This window comes from Brevibacterium sp. JSBI002, from assembly GCF_026013965.1.
In the GTDB taxonomy this organism is placed as follows: domain Bacteria; phylum Actinomycetota; class Actinomycetes; order Actinomycetales; family Brevibacteriaceae; genus Brevibacterium.
Genome location: NZ_CP110341.1, coordinates 1637984 through 1656305 on the forward strand (window position 1 = coordinate 1637984; position 18322 = coordinate 1656305).

The window sequence follows — 18322 nt, forward strand, 5'->3', positions numbered from 1 at the left end:
TCCTGGAGAATCGATGCGCCTCGCAGCTCGTGACATCCGCTAGAGTGAGACTGTCAATCGTCCCCTCTCGCCGAGGTTGCAGATGCGTCTTGTTCCTGTGCTGAGTGCTGCGGCACTGACTCTGGCATTGTCGGGGTGTTCGCTTCTCGGCTTCGGCGCCGATGATTCGCAGCCGCAGCCCAAACAGACCCAGGCGAAGCCCGTTGCCGAAGTCGACAAGGTGCTCAAGGCACTCAAACCGCTGACCGGTGACAAGGAATCGGTGCCGTCGACGAAGAAGTTCTTCTCCACGATGCTCGACGCCGGCTATGAGCCCGAACAGCTGGAGGCGACGATCGACGAATCGCCGCTCGGCAATGAAGTCCCTTCGAAGATGTTCGGAGTCAAGACCGACAAGGGCTGCGTCGTCGGCGAGATCCGAAAGGGCAAAGCCACCGCCGACCTCGTCCAGCCCACCGAATCGACGGGCTCCTGCCTGTTCGGCGAAGTGGAACGGCCGAAAGGTGTCAAAGCACCGAAGGGCGAGAAGCGCGACGAAGACGGCGACTCGAACGGTGCCGGCCACCTGCCCGGCGAGGACATCAACGGCAAGGACGGTGAAACCGAGAGCCCCGCGCCGAGTGAAGACGACTCCGCGTCGGCAAGCACCGGGGGAGCGGAAGGGACTGCGGGCTCAGAAGGCACCGACGGCTCTCAGGGTACCGATGGGTCCTCCGGTGAGGGCGGATCCGAGGAGACCTCGAGCGAGGGTGGCACTTCGGGTGAAGCCCCGTCTCTCGGCGGAGGCTGAGCACTCCCCAACGCAGGTCGGACCGCCTCGGCGGAAGTTCGGACATCTCCGGCGGATGCCGAGCGTCAAGTAGCGCTGGGGTGCGCCGAACCGATAGCCTGAGTGCACTATGGCCGAATTCATCTACACCATGCACAAGGCGCGCAAAGCGCACGGTGACAAAGTCATCCTCGACGATGTATCGATGTCGTTCTACCCCGGAGCGAAGATCGGTATGGTCGGCCCCAACGGCGCCGGCAAATCAACGATTCTGAAGATCATGGCGGGAATCGAGCAGCCCTCCAACGGTGAAGCTCGACTCAGCCCCGGGTACTCGGTGGGCATCCTCATGCAGGAGCCGCCCCTGAATGAAGAGAAGACCGTCCTCGGCAACGTCGAAGAAGGCGTCGGCGAGATCAAGGCAAAGGTCGATCGTTTCAATGCCATCTCCGAGGAGATGGCGGATCCCGATGCGGACTTCGACGCCCTCATGGAAGAGATGGGCAAGCTGCAGGAGGCCATCGACGCCGCTGACGCTTGGGATCTCGACTCTCAGCTCGAACAGGCGATGGACGCTCTGCGGTGCCCGCCGCCGGACGCGGACGTCTCTGTACTCTCCGGGGGTGAACGTCGCCGTGTGGCACTGTGCAAGCTTCTGCTCGAGAAGCCCGATCTGCTGCTCCTCGACGAGCCGACGAACCACCTCGATGCGGAATCGGTGCTGTGGCTCGAGCAGCACCTGAAGACCTACCCGGGCGCTGTCATCGCGATCACCCACGATAGGTACTTCCTCGACCACGTCGCCGAATGGATCGCCGAAGTCGACCGTGGGCACCTCTACCCGTATGAGGGCAACTACTCGACCTACCTCGAGAAGAAGCAGGAGCGCCTTCAGGTCCAGGGTAAGAAGGACGCGAAACTCGCCAAGCGGCTGAAAGACGAACTCGAATGGGTGCGTTCGAACCCGAAGGCGAAGCAGACGAAGTCGAAGGCCCGTCTGGCCCGCTACGAAGAGATGGCGGCCGAGGCGGAGAAGACGCAGAAGCTCGACTTCGAAGAGATTCAGATTCCGGCCGCCCCCGCCTCGGTGATGTCGTCATCGAAGCGGACAAGATCGAAAAGGGCTTCGATGGGCGCAAACTCATCGACGGTCTGAGCTTCTCCCTGCCGCGCAACGGCATCGTCGGCGTCATCGGACCCAACGGCGTCGGAAAGTCGACGCTGTTCAAGACGATCGTCGGTATGGAAGAGCTCGACGGCGGAGATCTCAAGGTCGGAGAGACCGTGAAGATCTCCTATGTCGACCAGTCCCGCGGCGGTATCGATCCGGATAAGAACCTGTGGGAGGTAGTCTCCGACGGACTCGACTTCATCCAGGTCGGCAAGGTGGAGATGCCCTCCCGTGCCTATGTCTCTGCGTTCGGCTTCAAAGGCCCGGACCAGCAGAAGAAAGCCGGAGTCCTCTCCGGCGGTGAGCGCAACCGCCTCAACCTCGCTCTCACCCTCAAACAGGGCGGAAACCTGCTCCTGCTCGATGAGCCGACGAACGACCTCGATGTCGAAACCCTCGGCTCGCTGGAGAACGCTCTGCTCGAGTTCCCCGGCTGCGCCGTGGTCGTCTCGCACGATCGCTGGTTCCTCGACCGTGTGGCCACGCACATCCTCGCGTGGGAGGGCACAGAGGACAACCCGGCGAACTGGTACTGGTTCGAAGGCAACTTCGAAGCCTATGAGAAGAACAAGGTCGAACGTCTCGGCGAAGATGCGGCCCGCCCGCACCGAGTCACCCACCGTCGTCTCACCCGAGACTGATCTCAGTCCGGTCTGAGCCGAACCGGTTCCGACTTTTCTTTCGAACACAGTGATGCCCCGGTCATAGAGACCGGGGCATCACTGTGTGCGTGCGGAACAGGTGGACGATGAACGCGCCAGCACAGAAGAATCGGTGGAAGACGTGCGCTGCGTCCGCTGGCGGACGGTCCAAGCGGGCCAGCGCGAAGCCGCAACCGAGTGAGGAGAAGAGTCAGTCCTCTGAGCGGCGGGTGAGTCCACCGACGTTCGCGATCCCTCTGAACAGCAGACGGACGAGGATCGTGCCGATGATTCCGCAGACGACGGCTAGCAGCCCGCAGACCGCCGTATGCAGATCGGTGCGTCCCATGAACGCGACGAGGCTGAGCAGACCGATGACGAGGAACAGCGCCACGTTCACCAGCCGGCTGAGGATGGTGCCGATGATGTCCATCATCGTCGGGTCCTGACTCGTCACTGAACCTCCTTGACCCGGACCATGCCTTCTTGGGCCACAGTAGCCAGCAGGGTTCCGTCCTGAGCGAAGATGCGCCCGTAGCCGAGCCCGCGTCCGCCCTGCGCGGCAGGGGACTCCTGGACATAGAGCATCCACTCGTCGACGCGCACCCGGTGATGCCACCACATGGCATGGTCGAGGCTGGCCACTAGCAGACCAGGAGTCCGCCAGGTCAGTTCGTGATGACGAAGGACCGGTTCGAGCAGGTTGAAGTCGCTGGCATAGGCCAGAGCCGCGGCATTGAGCACCGGATCGTCTCCGAACGTCGAACTGGCTCGGAACCACGAATGCTGTTCGGTGATCGAGGGATCGGAGACGCCCGAGGTGTGCAGAGACGGCTCGACAGGACGGACCTCGAAGGGACGCTTCCTCAGCCAATCGCTGACGACCGGAGAATCCTCGTCTCCGATATAGTCAAGCAGTTCCGGGCAGTCCTCGGGAGCAGGCAGCCCGGTCGGCATCTGCTCGGCATGGCTGAGACCCGGCTGCACGTCCTGGAACGAAGCGCTCAATGACAGGATCGGCGCGCCCTTCTGATATGCGTGGACGCGGCGGGCAGAGAACGAACGGCCATCACGCAGCCGCTCGACGCCGAATTCGATGGGCTCGCTGACATCGCCGGCGCGCAGGAAATATCCGTGGAGCGAATGGATCAGGCGGTCACTGGGAAGTGTGGCAGCGGCTGCGACGACACACTGTGCGAGCACCTGCCCGCCGAAGACCGACCGTCGGGCTTGTACTGACTGTGTCCGATGAAGAAGTCCGTTTCGCTGGACGCCGCAGTGAACTCGAGCCGGCGCAGATCGAGGATCTCGTGCAGCCGAGCTACGTTCGCCTCCGCTTCGGAGGATGCTTCGTCGGTCATGGGCTTCTCCCTCGGATGACTGGGCTGATCGTGCGTACGAGTCACGATCCTATCGCGTGCGGCACCGTCGTGATGAAGGTGGCATGATGGGAGGCATGCACTCTGGCGCCACCAACCCCCTTCTCGACGAATTCACCCGCGTACTGTTGGAACTGAGATGGGGTGATATGGACGCCTACGGCCACGTGAACAACGTCACCCAGCTCAAACTGCTGGAAGAGGCGCGCGTCCGTGCCCTCGGCTCTCCCACCCACAGTTCCGATGCACCGACCACGCCGGGACAGCATGGGGTGTCCGAGACGGTCAGCGGGGTCGAGATACCGACCATCTTCGCCGCCGCCTCTGCCACCACCGAACTGCTCGTGGCCTCCCACGCAATCGAATACCGTGCCCCGATTCCCTATCGGACCGGACCCATCGCGGTCGATCTCGTCATCAGCGATGCGCGACCCGCCTCGGTGACGGTGGGCTATGTCATCTGCGAACCGGACGGTTCGCGCACCTACACGGTCGCCGAGACCGTCATCGTCTTCATCGACATCGCCAGCGGCCGGCCACGGCGCCTCAGCGAAGCCGAGACCGTCGCCATGGAAATGGTGCTCGGCACGCCCGTTCCGCTGCGGAGGGCCCGACGATGACGGATCTGCATATCAACGACCCGCTGGCGATGCGGGATCTCTCCGCCTTCGCTTCTTTGGCCCACAGGGCAGACGCTGACGGAGCGATGCGACTGCAGGTCGCCTCCGACGTCCTGGCCGCCACCGTGGCACCGCTGTTCCCGCACGGGCTCGGCGATTCGACACCGCTGGTGCTGGCCATGCGTATGCTGCGCCTGGACGACCACGAACAAGACGGATTCGACGAGGCGGTGCCGCTGTCGAATCTGCTCGACCGCTTCGCCCGAGACGAGAACGGAACCACTCTGCCGGTGCCGCCGAATTCGGTGCTCGTGTCGTGGACCGGGATCGCGCCTCCACGCGGAGGCTGGTCCGAATACAACACGATCAGCGTCGGACGGCTCCACGAGACTGCGGAGTCAGGGATCGCGGAGATCAGCACCGGTGCGCCCGAGGGTTCCGGGGGACACGCGGTCAAGGCTCTGCGCTCGCGCGTGTGGTCACGTCCGATGACGGGCGAGCAGGGAGCCGGGATGCCAGGAGGATTGGCCTTCGCCGCGGCTGCGCTGCGCTTCATTCCACCAGCGGGTCGCGATGACGACCGTCAGCTGCGCATCATGGAATCCGGAAGCTGGCTGCGTCTCGTCGCCCCAGGCGGTCACCTGCTCACGCGTGCCCGCGGACTGTGATCAGCGGTCTATGCTCACCGGAGAGTGATCACCGGATGTTCGGGTTCGTATTCACCATCGCTGTCGCTGCCCGCTGGAAGTAGTCCCAGAACATCTCGTCGTACAGCGGCGGCAGGCTCACATCGTCGAGAGCCGCGCGCATGCAGCGCAGCCAGCGGTCCCGGGCATCGAAATCGATCGGATAGTCGAAATGCCGCATCCGCAGTCGCGGGTGACCTCGCTGCTCCTGGTAGGTCGACGGACCCCCGAAATACTGCTCGAGGAACATCTGCAGACGGTGCTTCGCCCCCTCCAGCTCATGGCCGTCGGGGTACATCGCAATGAGCTGAGCATCCGCATCGACGTGCTGGTAGAACACGTCGACAAGGCGGGTGAACGTGTCATGCCCGCCGACGGCCTCGAAGATGGAACCGTCAGTTGTCTGCGACATCGCTCGATCCTTCACTGGGGGAGTCCTCCTGCACGGTGCTGCGGATCTCCTGGTCACCGGGCAGGGGCGAGGGATTCTCGGAATCCTCGGCGACTGCCGGAGCCATCGCCTTCTCCTGAGCGGGCAGAGTACGCAGAACCGTCTCCTGCACCATACCGATCTGTCCGCCGCGCTTGGCCAGCTGGGTCATCAGTTCGGCACGGAAGGCACGCTCGACCATCCACTGCAGGTTCGGTTTGGTCTTGACCATGGTGCGGATGACGCGGTGGGAGCCCGACAGCGACTGGACACCGGCGATCTCCGGATCTTCGAGCATCGCTTTCGACAGCTCGGGATCCTTCCGCAGAGTGCGCGTGATGTCCTCGGTCATCTCGCGGTATTCATCCATCGAGGTCCGGTAGTCGATGGGGATGTCGAGGACGGCGCGTGCCCAACCCTGGGACAGATTGCCCACGCGCAGGATCTCACCGTTGCGCACATGCCACAGGGTGCCCGTGAGGTCGCGGATCTGAGTGCGACGCAGGCCGACGTCCTCGACTTCACCGACGGCCTCGCCGAGGTCGACGGTGTCACCGATTCCGTACTGGTCTTCGATGACGATGAAGAATCCCGACAGGTAGTCGCGGACGAGCTCCTGAGCACCGAAGGCGATGGCGACACCGGCGATACCGGCAGAAGCGAGGATCGGGGCGATGTTGAAGCTCAGGGCATCGAGGATCATGAGGACCGCGATGACGCTGACGAGGATCGTCGTCACCGACGACAGCATCCGTCCCACGGTCTTCGCTCGCTGGGCTCGGCGTTCCTTGATCGTCTGTTCATCGATCCCGGTGCGTTGGGCCTCAAGCGCAGTGGCGGAGAACTTCGTTCGGCCGGCGCTTTCAGCCTTCTCGCTGCCGACGGTGCCCTTGGCGACCGCGGTGGTGAACCTGCGGATGAAGAGCCGGATGACGAGATTGACGACGATGGCGCCGATGATGATCACGGTGATCTTCAGCGGAGCGCCGAGGAGGAACGTTGCCCAATCGAAGTCACTTGCGTTCTGAACAGTGGAATCTATTGCATCGGTTGTCATGATCATTCGAGACTAGCTGTGAAGGTTCAATGATCCCTTGGAAGCGCTGGACACACGCTGAACCTGCAGCGCCCGCTTCGCATCGGCGAGGTTCTCCCGCATCAGCCGCACCAGGCCCTTCGGCGCTGAGGGGTGATCGTCGAGCCACTGCGACGTGGCGTCGACTGTGGCAGAACTCACCGGTGGGTACAGCCGCAGAGTCATCGTCTGCGCCATCTCCAGGGTGCGCGTCTCCCACCAGCCTGCCACCCGTGCGAAGTATTCGTCGGCGAAGGACCGCAGCGGCGCCTCGGCGGCGATGGTATCTCCGGAGTTCGTCTGCAGCCCGGTACCGAAGCCGAGAGCGAGCGCCCCGAGTTCCGAGTTCGGCAGATTCGCATCGTCGACCATACGTGTGAAGGTCTGCGATTTCGACGCCGAGGTGGGGCGGCTGGCCCGTGCCGTCGCGGCGTGGCGGACGCCGGTGGCGCTGGGGTCTCTGCGGCTCATGTCCTCGACTGTCGAATCGTCGACGACGTCGTTCGCGCATAGGCCGATGATGATCTCCCATGTGAGATCGGTGTCCAGGGCGATCCCATACATGCGTTCGGTCTCCGGTCGCAGCCAGGACTTCAGCCGATCAAGCTGAACGGGGGTGGTCGCGTGACGGATGAATCCGCGCACGAACTGGAAGGCCTGGTCCGATCCTTCCTCGGTCGTCTCGAGGACCTCGATGAAACGGTCAGCCACCTCGGCGTGCATCCTCTTGCGCTCCTGCGGCGGCAGGTAGGAGCCGACTGCGGTATCGAGCTGGCGCATCTGCGTGAGCAGTCCGGAGGAATGGGTGATGGCGCCCAGGTGGGTGAGCACAGTGCGGATGTAATCGTGGACGGGCCGTTCGCCGTCACGGACCTCATCCCACAGCGTTGCCAGCACGAGGAGCTGGGTGAGCGAATCGTCGAAGTCACCCAGTCTGTTCGCCGCAGTGTCCATGCTGCGGGCGTCGAAGCGGACCTTCGCATAGCTGAGATCGGCGTCGTTGACGACGATGACATCGGGCAGCGCCAGGCCCCGAGCCTCGTCCACCTCTGCGGATTCTCCGTCGACGTCGAGAGGGAAGGACTGAGTGCGTTGCAGACGTCCCTGCCCATTGTCCGAATAGAAGCCGACGGCCAACCGGTGCGGACGCAGCGACGGAGTCGGCTGACCCGGAATCGACCAGGGCTGCTGAGTCACGCGCAGGCTCGAGATCGTCTGCTCGTCCGTTCCCGATGCCTCGGCCGTGCCATCACCGGCCTCAGCGGTGACGACGGCTTCGAGGAGGTTGACCCCGGATTCCTCCAGCCACAGCTTCGACCAGCTCTCCAGGTCCCTGCCCGAGGTGGCCTCGAGCTCCGTGAGCAGATCGGAGAGCTCGGTGTTCGACCACGCGTGCTTGTCGAAGTAGCTCTTGAGGCCGGAGAAGAACTCCTTGCGACCGACCCAGGCCACGAGCTGTTTGAGCACGGAAGCTCCCTTGGCGTAGGTGATTCCGTCGAAGTTGACTTCGACGTCGGCAAGGTCGTCGATCGGGGCGACGATCGGGTGTGTGCTCGGGAGCTGATCCTGTCGGTAGGCCCACGACTTCTCGATCGTGGCGAAGGTCGTCCACGCATCGGCGAATTCGGTGGCCTCGGCCGTCGCCAGCGTCGACATGAACTCGGCGAAGGACTCGTTGAGCCACAGATCGTTCCACCAGCGCATGGTGACGAGATCGCCGAACCACATATGGGCGAGCTCGTGGAGGATCGTGACGGTCCGGCGTTCGACAAGAGCCTCGGTGGGACGCGACCGGAACACATAGTTCTCGAGGATCGTCACGGCCCCGGCATTCTCCATTGCTCCGGCATTGAACTCGGGCACGAAGAGCTGATCGTACTTCTCGAACGGGTAGGAGACACCGAACTCGCGTTCGAAGAACTCGAAACCGGCTTTCGTGATCCGGAACAGCTTCGTCGCATCGAGATGTTCGAGCAGCGACGCACGGCAGTACAGGCCCAGCGGAACAATCGAACCGTCGGAGGAAGTCAGCTGCGAATGCACGGACTCATACGGGCCGGCGATGATCGCGGTGATATACGACGAGATCGGCGTGGTGGGGGCGAACTGCCACACCGCCATGCCCTCCTGCGGTTCCTCTCCGAGCTCAGCGAAAGTCTCCTTCGGATCGCTCGGAGTCGGAGTGGGGGAGTTCGAGACGACGGTCCACTTCTCCGGCGCGACGACGGTGAATGAGTAAGGAGACTTGATATCGGGCTGTTCGAAGACGGGGAAGACACGGCGTGCGTCTGGGACCTCGAACTGAGAGTAGAGGTAGATCTCATCATCGATCGGGTCGACGAATCGGTGCAGACCTTCTCCGGTGTTCATATAGGTGAAATGCGCATCGACGATGAGTTCGTTCTCAGCGGCGAGGCCGGGAAGGGTGATGCGGGCCGGTGCGACCACCTCGGCGAGGTCGAGGTCCGTGCCGTTGAGTCGGACGCGCTCGATACTCGCGGTGATGGCGTCGATGAACGTCGTCGAATCCGCTGCCGCGGTGAACCGGATACGTGAACGGACGCGGAAACTCTCACCAGCTCCTGTGAGGATCAGAGTGTGCTCGTAGCTCGAGACGTCCACGATGGCTGAACGTTCGCGTGCTTCGTCGCGGGTGAGATTGTGTTGCGGCACAGTGAGGTGACCTTCGCTTCGGGAACCGGGTGTACTCGGTCATTCTTTCATGGACAGGCTCCGCTGCGGCGGTGTCGGTGCGACGGATCGCGATTCGGCCACCGTCACCGAGGATGGCCGGTCTTGATAGATTGAGCACTGACACGATGGGTGCCCGGCACGGGACCCGCGAGCGTTTGACGGAGGAGAGACAGTGAGCAAGGAAACACTCGATCTGTGGTTCGACACGGCCTGCCCGTGGGCGTGGATGACCTCACGCTGGGGACTCGAAGTGGCGAAGGTCCGCGACGTCGAGGTGAAGTTCCACCCGATGAGCCTGAACTTCCTCAATCGGGACAAGGACATTCCCGAGGACTACCGGGCACTGATGAACCGGGCCCTGGCCCCGATGCGCATCGTCACCGCCGCGATCGCCGAGCACGGTGAGGAGATCGCCGAACCTCTCTACACCGCGATCGGCACAAGGATCCATCCGGGCGAAGAGAAGGACTTCGAGAAGGCAGTGTCCGAGGCTCTGGCCGAGCTTCAGCTGCCCGCCGACCTGATGAAGTACGGCGAGAGCGATGACTACGACGCGCAGCTCCAGGCCTCCCACGACGAGGCTCTGAGCTTGGTCGGCGACGATGTCGGCACACCGATCTGCCGCGTCGCCGGAACCGCGTTCTTCGGTCCTGTCGTCACCCCCGCTCCGAAGAGAGAAGACGCCGGGCGGCTCTTCGACGGAGTCCTCGCGGTCGCCTCGACGCCGGGATTCTTCGAACTCAAGCGCACACGTGACCAGGGCCCGAACTTCGACTGAGACGGGGCGGTCCGCACAATCAGCGGACTCGATCGATCAACAGATTCCACCGAAAGGCAGACATATGAAAGTCCACCTCGGCACCGACCACGCCGGATTCGAATTCAAAGAGGTGCTCAAGGCGCACCTCGAGTCAGCCGGGCACGACGTCATCGACCACGGCGCCCTTGATTATGACGCGCTCGATGACTACCCGGCGTTCTGCATCGCCGCGGCGCAGGCCGTCGTCGATGACCAGGCCGCAGGCGTCGACGCGCTCGGCGTCGTCATCGGCGGGTCGGGCAACGGCGAACAGATGGCCGCGAACCTGGTCAAGGGAGCGCGTACCGCTCTGGCCTGGAACCCGGAGATCTCGAAGCTGGCCCGTCAGCACAACAACGCGCAGATCGTCGCCGTCGGTGCCCGCCAGCACCCGGAAGCCGAAGCGATCGCGATCGTCGATGCATTCTTGGCCGAGCCGTTCTCCGGCGATGAGCGCCACGAACGCCGCATCAGCATCATGGCGAAGTATGAGGAGCAGGGCCAGCAGGCTCTGTAAGAGGGAGAACACTGTGAAGATCCAAGGCGCTGTGCTGCGAGAGATGAAGCGGCCCAGGCCCTTCGCCCAGTCACAGCCGATCTCGGTTGAGACGCTCGAACTCGATGAGCCGGGTCCTGGGGAGGTCCGGGTCCGGATGACGGCCGCCGGGGTCTGTCACTCGGACCTGTCCGTCGTCGACGGAAACCGTCCCCGCCCGCTGCCGATGTTGCTCGGTCACGAAGGCGCGGGAATCGTCGAGAAGCTCGGCGACGGCGTCGATGATCTCGAGATCGGCCAACAGGTCGTCACAGTGTTCCTGCCCCGGTGCGGGGAATGCGCGAACTGCCGCACCGACGGAAAACTTCCGTGCACGCCCGGCAGTGCGACGAACGGAGCCGGGACCCTGCCATTCGACGGACACAAGGTGCGTCTCCACGACGACACCGGCGCCGAGGTGCTCCACCACCTCGGTGCGTCCGTATTCGCCACTCACGCAGTGGTGAACCGGGCATCCGTGGTTCCCGTCGGCGACGATGTTCCCGCCTCCATCGCTGCGGTGCTCGGCTGCGCCGTGCTCACCGGCGGGGGAGCGGTGCTCAACGCAGGACGGCCGGGACCGGATGACGAGGTGATGATCGTCGGCCTCGGCGGAGTCGGAATGGCCGCGCTCATTACGGCTCTGTCGATCGAGACTGCCGGAGTCATCGGCGTCGACGCGAACCCCGACAAGCTGGTGCGGGCGAAGGAACTCGGCGCCGTCGAGGTCTACACCCCCGAACAGCTGGGCGAGCGGAAGGCTCCGATCGTCATCGAATGCGTCGGGCATGCTCGGGCGTTCGAGACCGCGTTCACGGCCACAGCTGTCGGCGGGACGACTGTGACGGTCGGGTTGCCCGCCCCGGACGCGCAGTCTCACTTCACCCCGGTGACCCTGACAGCCGAGGCCCGGACCGTGATCGGCTCCTATCTGGGGTCGGCAGTGCCGAGTCGGGATATCCCCGTCTATGCCCAGCTGTGGAGAGACGGCAAGCTGCCCGTCGAGGAGCTCATCTCCGACGCGATCAAGCTGAACGAGCTCAACGAGGCCTTCGACGCGCTCTCCGACGGGACAGTCGTCAGGCAGGTCATCGACTTCGAGGCCTGAGCGGCGGCTCTGATGTCGGCCTGTCGAATTTCGGCATGAAGAAGCCGCCCGGACCGATCGGTCCGGGCGGCTGAGGTCTGTCGGGATGACAGGATTTGAACCTGCGACCCTCTGTTCCCAAAACAGATGCGCTACCAAGCTGCGCCACATCCCGCGACGGCTCCTATCTAACCACAGGCGGGTCGCGACGTGCACCTTGCGAATCCCGCAAACCCGTCAATGCGACGCACCTCACAGTGAGATCGCAGGAGTGACGCAGGTCACCGAATGTCGATTTGGCGCTCGAAGAAGTTCTCGACTATAGTCGAACTCGCAACACGGGGATGTAGCTCAATGGTAGAGCCTCAGTCTTCCAAACTGATGGTGCGGGTTCGATTCCCGTCATCCCCTCCACAAGCCGGTCTGACCTGATGGTCAGGCCGGTTTCTTTGTCCCCGGACGGGTAAGATCCTCAGATGACCACAGTCGATCAGTCGCCTCAGAGCACGCCCTTGCGCGATGAGCGCGACACTGCGTCGGCGATCGCGCGGCCCAGCCGGCGAGCGATGCTCACCGGAGCGGTCGCCGGGATCGGTGCGATCGGTCTCGGTTCGGCGATCACCGCAGCCCTCGCCGAGGCGGCCCAACCGGATCCCGTCCGCTCGGTCACCGCCGCCTACACCGGACCAGGTCGGCGCGAAGCCCTCGACGCCGTCGCCGCGCGACGCCTGCCCGCACAGTCACGAGTCATGCCGGATCTGGCCGATCCGGGCCCGGCACGGCGGCAGCGGGAATTCCTCGACAGCTGCGAATCGTGGCTGGGATCTCTGCCTGCCCACCGCCGCGACCTCGCTGTCTCCGCCCTGCTCGACCTATGGGTCCTCAGCGACGAACTGCCCGCGCCGGTCGCCGGATGGGCCGATGCCTGGCGCTATGTCTGGCCGCGGGACACGGCCTTCTCTGCTGTGGCTCTGGCGCGGGTCGGGTTGGCGGAACTGTCATGGAGCCATCTGCGCTATCTGCAGTCCGTGCAGGCGGTCGACGGGTCGTTCGCCGCCCGGGTCGACCCGTTGACCGGACTGGCTCCGGACGATCGCGAGTCGCAGTTCGACTCCCTCGGTCTCATGCTCTGGGCAGTCTCCGAAGTGCATGCCGTCTCCACGACGACGGCCTCGCCGTCCGACCTCGGGGAGCTCGATGATCTGCTGCGACGGACCAGTCGGCGCCTGTTCGACCTCACCGACCGCGGTCGCAGCCTGCCTCCGGTCGGTCCGGACTATTGGGAGGTCGGAGAATCGCAGGTCACCCTTGGCTTGGCAGGACCGACTCTGGTCGGGATGAACTCACTCACTGCGCTGACCAAGGCGGATGGGGATCTGTGGAGCCGCCTCGGCGGGGGAGAGGGCGATGTCCTGCGCGCTGTCGACGACTATCGTGCGACCTTCACCCGCACCTTCGGTGCCAATGGGATGCAGCGGTATCCCACCTCGGGCGGATCGGATTCGGCTATCGCCTACCTGCCCGCCGCCGGGCTCGTGCCGAAGCGGTCAGAAGGGATCTACGCGCTCGAACCTGAGCTTCTCGCCGGAGTATGGGACCGCCTCGAGCAGCCGGCCGGAGGGATCAAGCCCGGACACGGCTGGATCATCGACCGCTCCAGCTGGACGCCGTCGACGTCGCTCATGGCGCTCGGCTTCGCGCGCCTCGGGCTCAGCGACCGAGCCGAATCGATCCTCGACTGGCTCGCAGACCATCGCACCGGTGCAGGATCGCTGCCGGAGAAGATCAGCGCAGACGGTGATCCGATCTCCGTGGCGCCGTTGTCGTGGACGGCAGCCAACGTCATCATCACAATCGACGAACTCTACGGACGCCGAGGTGGAGCAAGCTCGTGAAATCACCCCGGTTTCGCGTATCGGGCGGGGTTTCGCGTAACATAGGTGATTGCGTCTTGCGGACGTGCGCGAACTATTCGTGGACTTTCGCTCCCTCTAAGGTCACGAGATGACCGATCAGGCTGTGAGATGGCCGTTTGCGGTCACGAACCCGGATGATCAGGTCGGAGATGACCGAAAATGCATGACTGTCGAATTTGAAAGGTCACACTGTGAAGAGCTCCGTCGAGCAACTCGACCCCACCCGGGTCAAGATCAGCGTGGAAGTCCCATACGCCGAACTCAAACCGAGCGTCGACGAGGCATACAAGACCATCGGGGCTCAGGTCACCGTCCCCGGGTTCCGTAAGGGCAAGGTCCCCGCGCGCATCATCGATCAGCGCATCGGCCGTCCTGCTGTGATCCAGGAAGCCATCAACAACGGACTTGATGACTTCTACCGCAACGCGGTCGAAGAGCATGACCTCAAGCCGTTGGGCCAGCCCGAGGTCGAGATCTCCGAGGTTCCCGGTCTCGACGGAACCGAAGACGGCGAACTCGGCTTCACCGTCGAGGTCGACGTGCGCCCCGAGGTCGAACTGCCTGCCTACGACACGATCAACATCGAGGTCGACCCCATCGAGGTCACCGACGCCGATGTCGACGCCGAGCTCGAGCAGCTGCGCACCCGCTTCGGAACACTCGTCGCCGTGGACCGCCCCGCGGCCAAGGACGACTTCGTCACCCTCGATCTCGTCGCCACCATCGGCGACGAAGAGATCGACACCGCTTCCGACATCTCCTACCAGGTCGGTGCCGGAACGATGCTCGAAGGCATGGACGAAGCTCTCGACGGCCTCTCCGCCGGAGAGACCACGACCTTCGAGACCACCTTCGCAGGCGGCGAGCACGCCGGCGAACAGGGCACCGTGAAGATCACCCTGGGTGCTGTGAAGGAACGTGAACTGCCCGAGGCCGACGACGACTTCGCTCAGCTGGCCAGCGAGTTCGACACGATCGACGAACTGCGGGAGGACCTGCGCGTCCAGGCCGGCAAGGCCAAGGAGACAGAACAGGGCGTCCAGGCACGCGACAAGGTCCTCGAGCACCTCATGGAGACCCTCGACGTCCCGGTTCCCGCCAAGATCGTCACCGACGAGGTCGAGCGTCACCTCGAGTCCGAGAACCGTTCGGACGACGACGAGCACCGCAAGGAGGTCACCGAGGAGACCGAGCGCAACCTGCGCACGCAGTTCATCCTCGATGCGGTCTCCGAAGCCGAGAACGTCGAGGTCAGCCAGCCCGAACTCATCGAGTACCTGATCTCCGCTTCGCAGCAGTACGGAATGAACCCCAACGAGTTCGCCCAGATGCTCGACAGCTCCGGCCAGGTCAACGCGCTGGTCGGCGAGGTCTCGCGCCGCAAGGCCCTGGCCGCCGTCCTCGCCGGTGCCACGGTCAAGGACACCGCCGGAAACGTCGTCGACATGGAGGCCTTCACCTCCGCCGGTGACGACGCCGAGGAAGCCGGTGCCGAGGATGCCGACGCGACCGCGCAGAGCGCGGAAGCCGCGGACGAAGCACCTGCAGAGGTCGCCGAAGAGAACTGAGGACGAGCCGCCTCGGCGGTGGAATCCTGATGAGACGGTGGGTATGGATTGTGATCCGTACCCACCGTCTTCGCATCTGCGCAGGTCCCGATCACGCTGAGGGCGAACACAGGCCTCGCCGCGGACTAAAACCCGGGGGAGAGCGGTTAGAGTCCATAACAAGCCATCCACAGAACACAGGAGTGAAACGTGAGCGCATACGACATGACAGCTCCCGTCGGCCTCGACGCCGGTGGGGGAATGGGTCTGGACGACCACATCTTCAATCGTCTTCTCAAAGAGCGCATCATCTGGCTCGGTTCGGAAGTGCGTGACGACAACGCCAACGCCATCTGCGCGCAGATGATGCTGCTGGCCGCCGAAGATCCCGAAGCGGACATCTCGCTCTACATCAACTCGCCCGGCGGCTCCGTCACCGCCGGAATGGCCATCTACGACACGATGCAGTACATCAAGCCCGATGTCTCCACCGTGGCCATGGGCATGGCCGCCTCGATGGGACAGTTCCTGCTCTCCTCGGGCACCCCGGGCAAGCGCTACGCCACCCCGCACGCCCGCATCCTCATGCACCAGCCGCTGGGCGGCATCGGCGGTACGGCCACCGACATCAAGATCCAGGCCGAACTGATCCTGCACATGAAGAAGCAGATGGCCGAACTGACTGCTCAGCAGACCGGGAAGTCGCTCGAGCAGATCCTCCAGGACAACGACCGCGACCACTGGTTCACCGCCGAAGAGGCGCTCGAATACGGCTTCATCGACAAGATGGTCACCCGCGCGTCCGACGTCGAGAACAACTGAGCAGGAGTGAGGGAAGAATGAATTCAATGAACTTTATGCCGGGATCGACGGCGTCGAACATGCCGCAGTCGCGTTATGTCATGCCGCAGTTCGAAGAGCGCACGCCCTACGGCTTCAAGCGCCAGGATCCCTACACCAAGCTCTTCGACGACCGCGTCGTATTCCTCGGCGCACAGGTCGATGACACCTCCGCCGACGATGTCATGGCTCAGCTGCTCGTCCTGGAATCGCAGGATCCTGACCGTGACATCACTCTCTACATCAACTCGCCGGGTGGGTCGTTCACGGCGATGACGGCCATCTACGACACGATGCAGTACATCAAGCCGGAGATTCAGACCGTGTGCCTCGGTCAGGCCGCCTCCGCAGCCGCCGTGCTGCTGGCCGCCGGCACTCCCGGCAAGCGTCTGGCCCTGCCGAACGCGCGAGTGCTCATCCACCAGCCCGCGATGCAGGGGCAGGGACAGGGTCAGGCCTCTGACCTCGAGATCCAGGCCGCTGAGGTGCTGCGGATGCGCGAATGGCTCGAGGGAACTCTGGCCAAGCACTCGAACAAGGAGGCCGCACAGGTCTCGAACGACATCGAACGCGACCTCTTCCTCACGGCCGAGCAGGCCAAGGACTACGGTCTCGTCGACCAGGTGCTCTCTTCGCGCAAGAACGCGAGCTGATCACCTGTCGGAGGACAGGGAGACACTGAGAACGGGTTCGTGCGATTGTGATCGGACGGACCCGTTCTCGGTTCCCTCCGCCGACACACCGAGTCGTGGCTGGGGGCTCGTGTCAGCCACGTATGGGAAGCTATTGAGGTACAGGAAACACGAGCGGTAGAGTTGGGGCCAAGCGTCCTGGCGAAAGGTTGTGACAGTGGCTCGCAGTGCGGACGGAGCAGACCTGCTCAAATGCAACTTCTGTGGGAAGTCTCAGAAGCAGGTTCGGAAACTCATCGCCGGACCTGGTGTTTACATCTGCGATGAATGCATCGGATTGTGCAATGAGATCATCGAAGAGGAGCTCAGCGAATCCAGTCCGGAGCAGGCCGAACTCGAGCTGCCCAAACCTCGTGAGATCTTCGATTTCCTCCAGGAGTACGTCGTCGGTCAGGAGCCGGCGAAGAAGGCACTGTCGGTAGCCGTCTACAACCACTACAAGCGCATCCGATCGCTGCAGTCCGGTGACGAGAAGACCCTCGGCTCCAGCGACTCCGAGGTTGAGATCGCGAAGTCGAATATTCTGCTCGTCGGTCCCACCGGCTCGGGAAAGACCTACCTCGCCCAGTCGCTGGCGAAGCGTCTCAATGTCCCGTTCGCGGTCGCCGATGCCACCGCGCTGACCGAAGCGGGCTACGTCGGCGAAGACGTCGAGAACATCCTGCTCAAACTCATTCAGGCCGCGGACTTCGATATCCAGCGCGCCGAGCACGGAATCATTTATATCGATGAGATCGATAAGATCGCTCGCAAGTCGGAGAACCCGTCGATCACCCGCGACGTGTCCGGTGAGGGCGTGCAGCAGGCACTGCTGAAGATCCTCGAAGGCACTCAGGCGTCGGTGCCGCCGCAGGGCGGGCGCAAACACCCGCACCAGGACTTCCTGCAGATCGACACGACCAATGTGCTCTTCATCGTCGCCGGCGCATTCGCCGGGATGGAGGAGATCGTCGCCGGCCGCAAGGGCAAGCACGGCATCGGCTTCGGCGCCCTGCTGCAGTCGAAGAACGACGAAGAGGACCTCTACGCGGACATTCTTCCCGAAGATCTGCTCAAGTTCGGCCTCATCCCGGAGTTCATCGGCCGTCTGCCGGTGCTGGCCACCGTGTCCAACCTCGACCGGGCCGCGCTGATGTCGATCCTCACAGAACCGAAGAACGCCTTGGTCAAGCAGTACGAGCGGATGTTCGAGTTCGACAATGTCTCCCTGACATTCGAGACCGAGGCACTTGAGGCCATCGCCGATCTCGCTCTGCTGCGCGGCACTGGAGCTCGAGGCCTGCGCTCGATCATGGAAGAGGTCCTGCAGCCGGTCATGTTCGATGTGCCTTCACGCGAAGACATCGCCGAGGTGGTCGTGACCAAGGACGTCGTCGAATCCAATGTCGCCCCGACCCTCGTGCCGAAGTCACGGAACAGGACGAATAAGAAGTCTGCCTGA

General features: G+C 63.6%; 17 protein-coding genes, 2 tRNA genes and 1 pseudogene. 13 read left to right on the forward strand and 7 right to left on the reverse strand.

Translation table 11 applies throughout. The features are described 5' to 3' along the window. Positions 1 to 82 precede the first annotated feature (82 nt). Complete coding sequence (locus LJ362_RS07475; RefSeq protein WP_181270452.1) at positions 83 to 790, forward strand: DUF6993 domain-containing protein; 708 nt, start codon at positions 83 to 85, stop codon at positions 788 to 790. 109 nt (positions 791 to 899) lie between these two features. Beyond that, positions 900 to 2581 (forward strand): annotated as a pseudogene (ettA, locus tag LJ362_RS07480) (energy-dependent translational throttle protein EttA). Between the two features lie 211 nt (positions 2582 to 2792). Here the strand turns inward: ettA and LJ362_RS07485 are convergent. From LJ362_RS07485 to LJ362_RS07495, 3 genes are read right to left on the reverse strand one after another with little or no spacing between them, the layout of a single operon-like run. Further along, positions 2793 to 3038 (reverse strand): hypothetical protein, encoded by a 246-nt coding sequence (locus LJ362_RS07485; RefSeq protein ID WP_264801529.1) that lies wholly within the window; start codon positions 3036 to 3038, stop codon positions 2793 to 2795. After that, the gene (locus tag LJ362_RS07490; protein WP_264801530.1) at positions 3035 to 3784 is read right to left on the reverse strand and encodes an acyl-CoA thioesterase; all 750 of its coding nucleotides are present in this window, start codon (positions 3782 to 3784) and stop codon (positions 3035 to 3037) included. Before LJ362_RS07490 ends, LJ362_RS07485 begins: the two co-directional genes overlap by 4 nt. Next, on the reverse strand, positions 3730 to 3942 hold the full coding sequence (locus tag LJ362_RS07495; protein WP_264801531.1) for a hypothetical protein: 213 nt from the start codon (positions 3940 to 3942) through the stop codon (positions 3730 to 3732). The genes LJ362_RS07490 and LJ362_RS07495 overlap by 55 nt, the downstream gene beginning before the upstream one ends. Before the next feature lie 95 nt (positions 3943 to 4037). On the opposite strand from LJ362_RS07495, the gene LJ362_RS07500 reads away from it, so the two are divergent. Together LJ362_RS07500 and LJ362_RS07505 are read left to right on the forward strand one after the other, a co-directional pair. Further along, positions 4038 to 4580, forward strand: coding sequence for an acyl-CoA thioesterase (locus tag LJ362_RS07500; protein ID WP_264801532.1), 543 nt, complete (start codon positions 4038 to 4040; stop codon positions 4578 to 4580). Next, positions 4577 to 5248, forward strand: coding sequence for a hypothetical protein (locus tag LJ362_RS07505; RefSeq protein WP_264801533.1), 672 nt, complete (start codon positions 4577 to 4579; stop codon positions 5246 to 5248). The genes LJ362_RS07500 and LJ362_RS07505 overlap by 4 nt, the downstream gene beginning before the upstream one ends. A gap of 28 nt (positions 5249 to 5276) precedes the next feature. Here the strand turns inward: LJ362_RS07505 and LJ362_RS07510 are convergent, their stop codons facing one another. From LJ362_RS07510 to pepN, 3 genes are read right to left on the reverse strand one after another with little or no spacing between them, the layout of a single operon-like run. Then, positions 5277 to 5678, reverse strand: a complete 402-nt coding sequence (locus tag LJ362_RS07510) for a globin (protein ID WP_264801534.1) — start codon at positions 5676 to 5678, stop codon at positions 5277 to 5279. Continuing rightward, on the reverse strand, positions 5662 to 6753 hold the full coding sequence (locus LJ362_RS07515; RefSeq protein ID WP_264801535.1) for a mechanosensitive ion channel family protein: 1092 nt from the start codon (positions 6751 to 6753) through the stop codon (positions 5662 to 5664). Before LJ362_RS07515 ends, LJ362_RS07510 begins: the two co-directional genes overlap by 17 nt. A gap of 12 nt (positions 6754 to 6765) precedes the next feature. Beyond that, entirely contained in the window at positions 6766 to 9444 is a 2679-nt protein-coding gene (gene pepN, locus LJ362_RS07520; RefSeq protein WP_264801537.1) for an aminopeptidase N, read from the reverse strand. A gap of 193 nt (positions 9445 to 9637) precedes the next feature. Between pepN and LJ362_RS07525 the strand changes: the two genes are divergently transcribed. The 3 genes from LJ362_RS07525 (at position 9638) to LJ362_RS07535 (ending at position 11907) form a co-directional block, all read left to right on the forward strand. After that, complete coding sequence (locus tag LJ362_RS07525) at positions 9638 to 10243, forward strand: disulfide bond formation protein DsbA (protein ID WP_320109162.1); 606 nt, start codon at positions 9638 to 9640, stop codon at positions 10241 to 10243. Positions 10244 to 10307: 64 nt separating this feature from the next. Continuing rightward, positions 10308 to 10781: a ribose-5-phosphate isomerase gene (locus LJ362_RS07530; RefSeq protein WP_264801539.1), complete on the forward strand. Its 474-nt coding sequence runs from the start codon at positions 10308 to 10310 to the stop codon at positions 10779 to 10781. Positions 10782 to 10794: 13 nt separating this feature from the next. Continuing rightward, positions 10795 to 11907, forward strand: coding sequence for an alcohol dehydrogenase catalytic domain-containing protein (locus LJ362_RS07535; RefSeq protein ID WP_264801540.1), 1113 nt, complete (start codon positions 10795 to 10797; stop codon positions 11905 to 11907). A gap of 80 nt (positions 11908 to 11987) precedes the next feature. On the opposite strand, the gene LJ362_RS07540 is transcribed toward LJ362_RS07535, so the two are convergent. Further along, positions 11988 to 12061: transfer RNA gene (locus LJ362_RS07540), tRNA-Pro, on the reverse strand. Between the two features lie 165 nt (positions 12062 to 12226). On the opposite strand from LJ362_RS07540, the gene LJ362_RS07545 reads away from it, so the two are divergent. The 6 genes from LJ362_RS07545 to clpX all read left to right on the forward strand — a co-directional run bounded on the left by LJ362_RS07545 (position 12227) and on the right by clpX (position 18322). Beyond that, positions 12227 to 12300: transfer RNA gene (locus LJ362_RS07545), tRNA-Gly, on the forward strand. A 62-nt stretch (positions 12301 to 12362) separates the two neighbouring features. After that, positions 12363 to 13781, forward strand: coding sequence for a hypothetical protein (locus LJ362_RS07550; RefSeq protein WP_264801541.1), 1419 nt, complete (start codon positions 12363 to 12365; stop codon positions 13779 to 13781). A 212-nt stretch (positions 13782 to 13993) separates the two neighbouring features. Next, a complete protein-coding gene (gene tig / locus LJ362_RS07555) occupies positions 13994 to 15370 on the forward strand; it encodes a trigger factor (RefSeq protein ID WP_264801543.1) in 1377 nt (458 codons plus the stop codon). 204 nt (positions 15371 to 15574) lie between these two features. Beyond that, positions 15575 to 16171, forward strand: a complete 597-nt coding sequence (locus tag LJ362_RS07560; RefSeq protein WP_101545567.1) for an ATP-dependent Clp protease proteolytic subunit — start codon at positions 15575 to 15577, stop codon at positions 16169 to 16171. A 26-nt stretch (positions 16172 to 16197) separates the two neighbouring features. After that, complete coding sequence (locus tag LJ362_RS07565; protein ID WP_139467010.1) at positions 16198 to 16842, forward strand: ATP-dependent Clp protease proteolytic subunit; 645 nt, start codon at positions 16198 to 16200, stop codon at positions 16840 to 16842. 196 nt (positions 16843 to 17038) lie between these two features. Beyond that, positions 17039 to 18322, forward strand: coding sequence for an ATP-dependent Clp protease ATP-binding subunit ClpX (gene clpX, locus LJ362_RS07570; RefSeq protein WP_264801545.1), 1284 nt, complete (start codon positions 17039 to 17041; stop codon positions 18320 to 18322).

Coding starts and splice junctions, on each gene's coding strand:
- LJ362_RS07475 (WP_181270452.1), top strand. CDS start 83: ATGCGTCTTGTTCCTGTGCTGAGTGCTGCGGCACTGACTCTGGCATTG.
- LJ362_RS07495 (WP_264801531.1), bottom strand. CDS start 3,942: ATGACCGACGAAGCATCCTCCGAAGCGGAGGCGAACGTAGCTCGGCTG.
- LJ362_RS07500 (WP_264801532.1), top strand. CDS start 4,038: ATGCACTCTGGCGCCACCAACCCCCTTCTCGACGAATTCACCCGCGTA.
- LJ362_RS07505 (WP_264801533.1), top strand. CDS start 4,577: ATGACGGATCTGCATATCAACGACCCGCTGGCGATGCGGGATCTCTCC.
- LJ362_RS07510 (WP_264801534.1), bottom strand. CDS start 5,678: ATGTCGCAGACAACTGACGGTTCCATCTTCGAGGCCGTCGGCGGGCAT.
- LJ362_RS07515 (WP_264801535.1), bottom strand. CDS start 6,753: ATGACAACCGATGCAATAGATTCCACTGTTCAGAACGCAAGTGACTTC.
- LJ362_RS07530 (WP_264801539.1), top strand. CDS start 10,308: ATGAAAGTCCACCTCGGCACCGACCACGCCGGATTCGAATTCAAAGAG.
- LJ362_RS07550 (WP_264801541.1), top strand. CDS start 12,363: ATGACCACAGTCGATCAGTCGCCTCAGAGCACGCCCTTGCGCGATGAG.
- LJ362_RS07560 (WP_101545567.1), top strand. CDS start 15,575: ATGACAGCTCCCGTCGGCCTCGACGCCGGTGGGGGAATGGGTCTGGAC.
- LJ362_RS07565 (WP_139467010.1), top strand. CDS start 16,198: ATGAACTTTATGCCGGGATCGACGGCGTCGAACATGCCGCAGTCGCGT.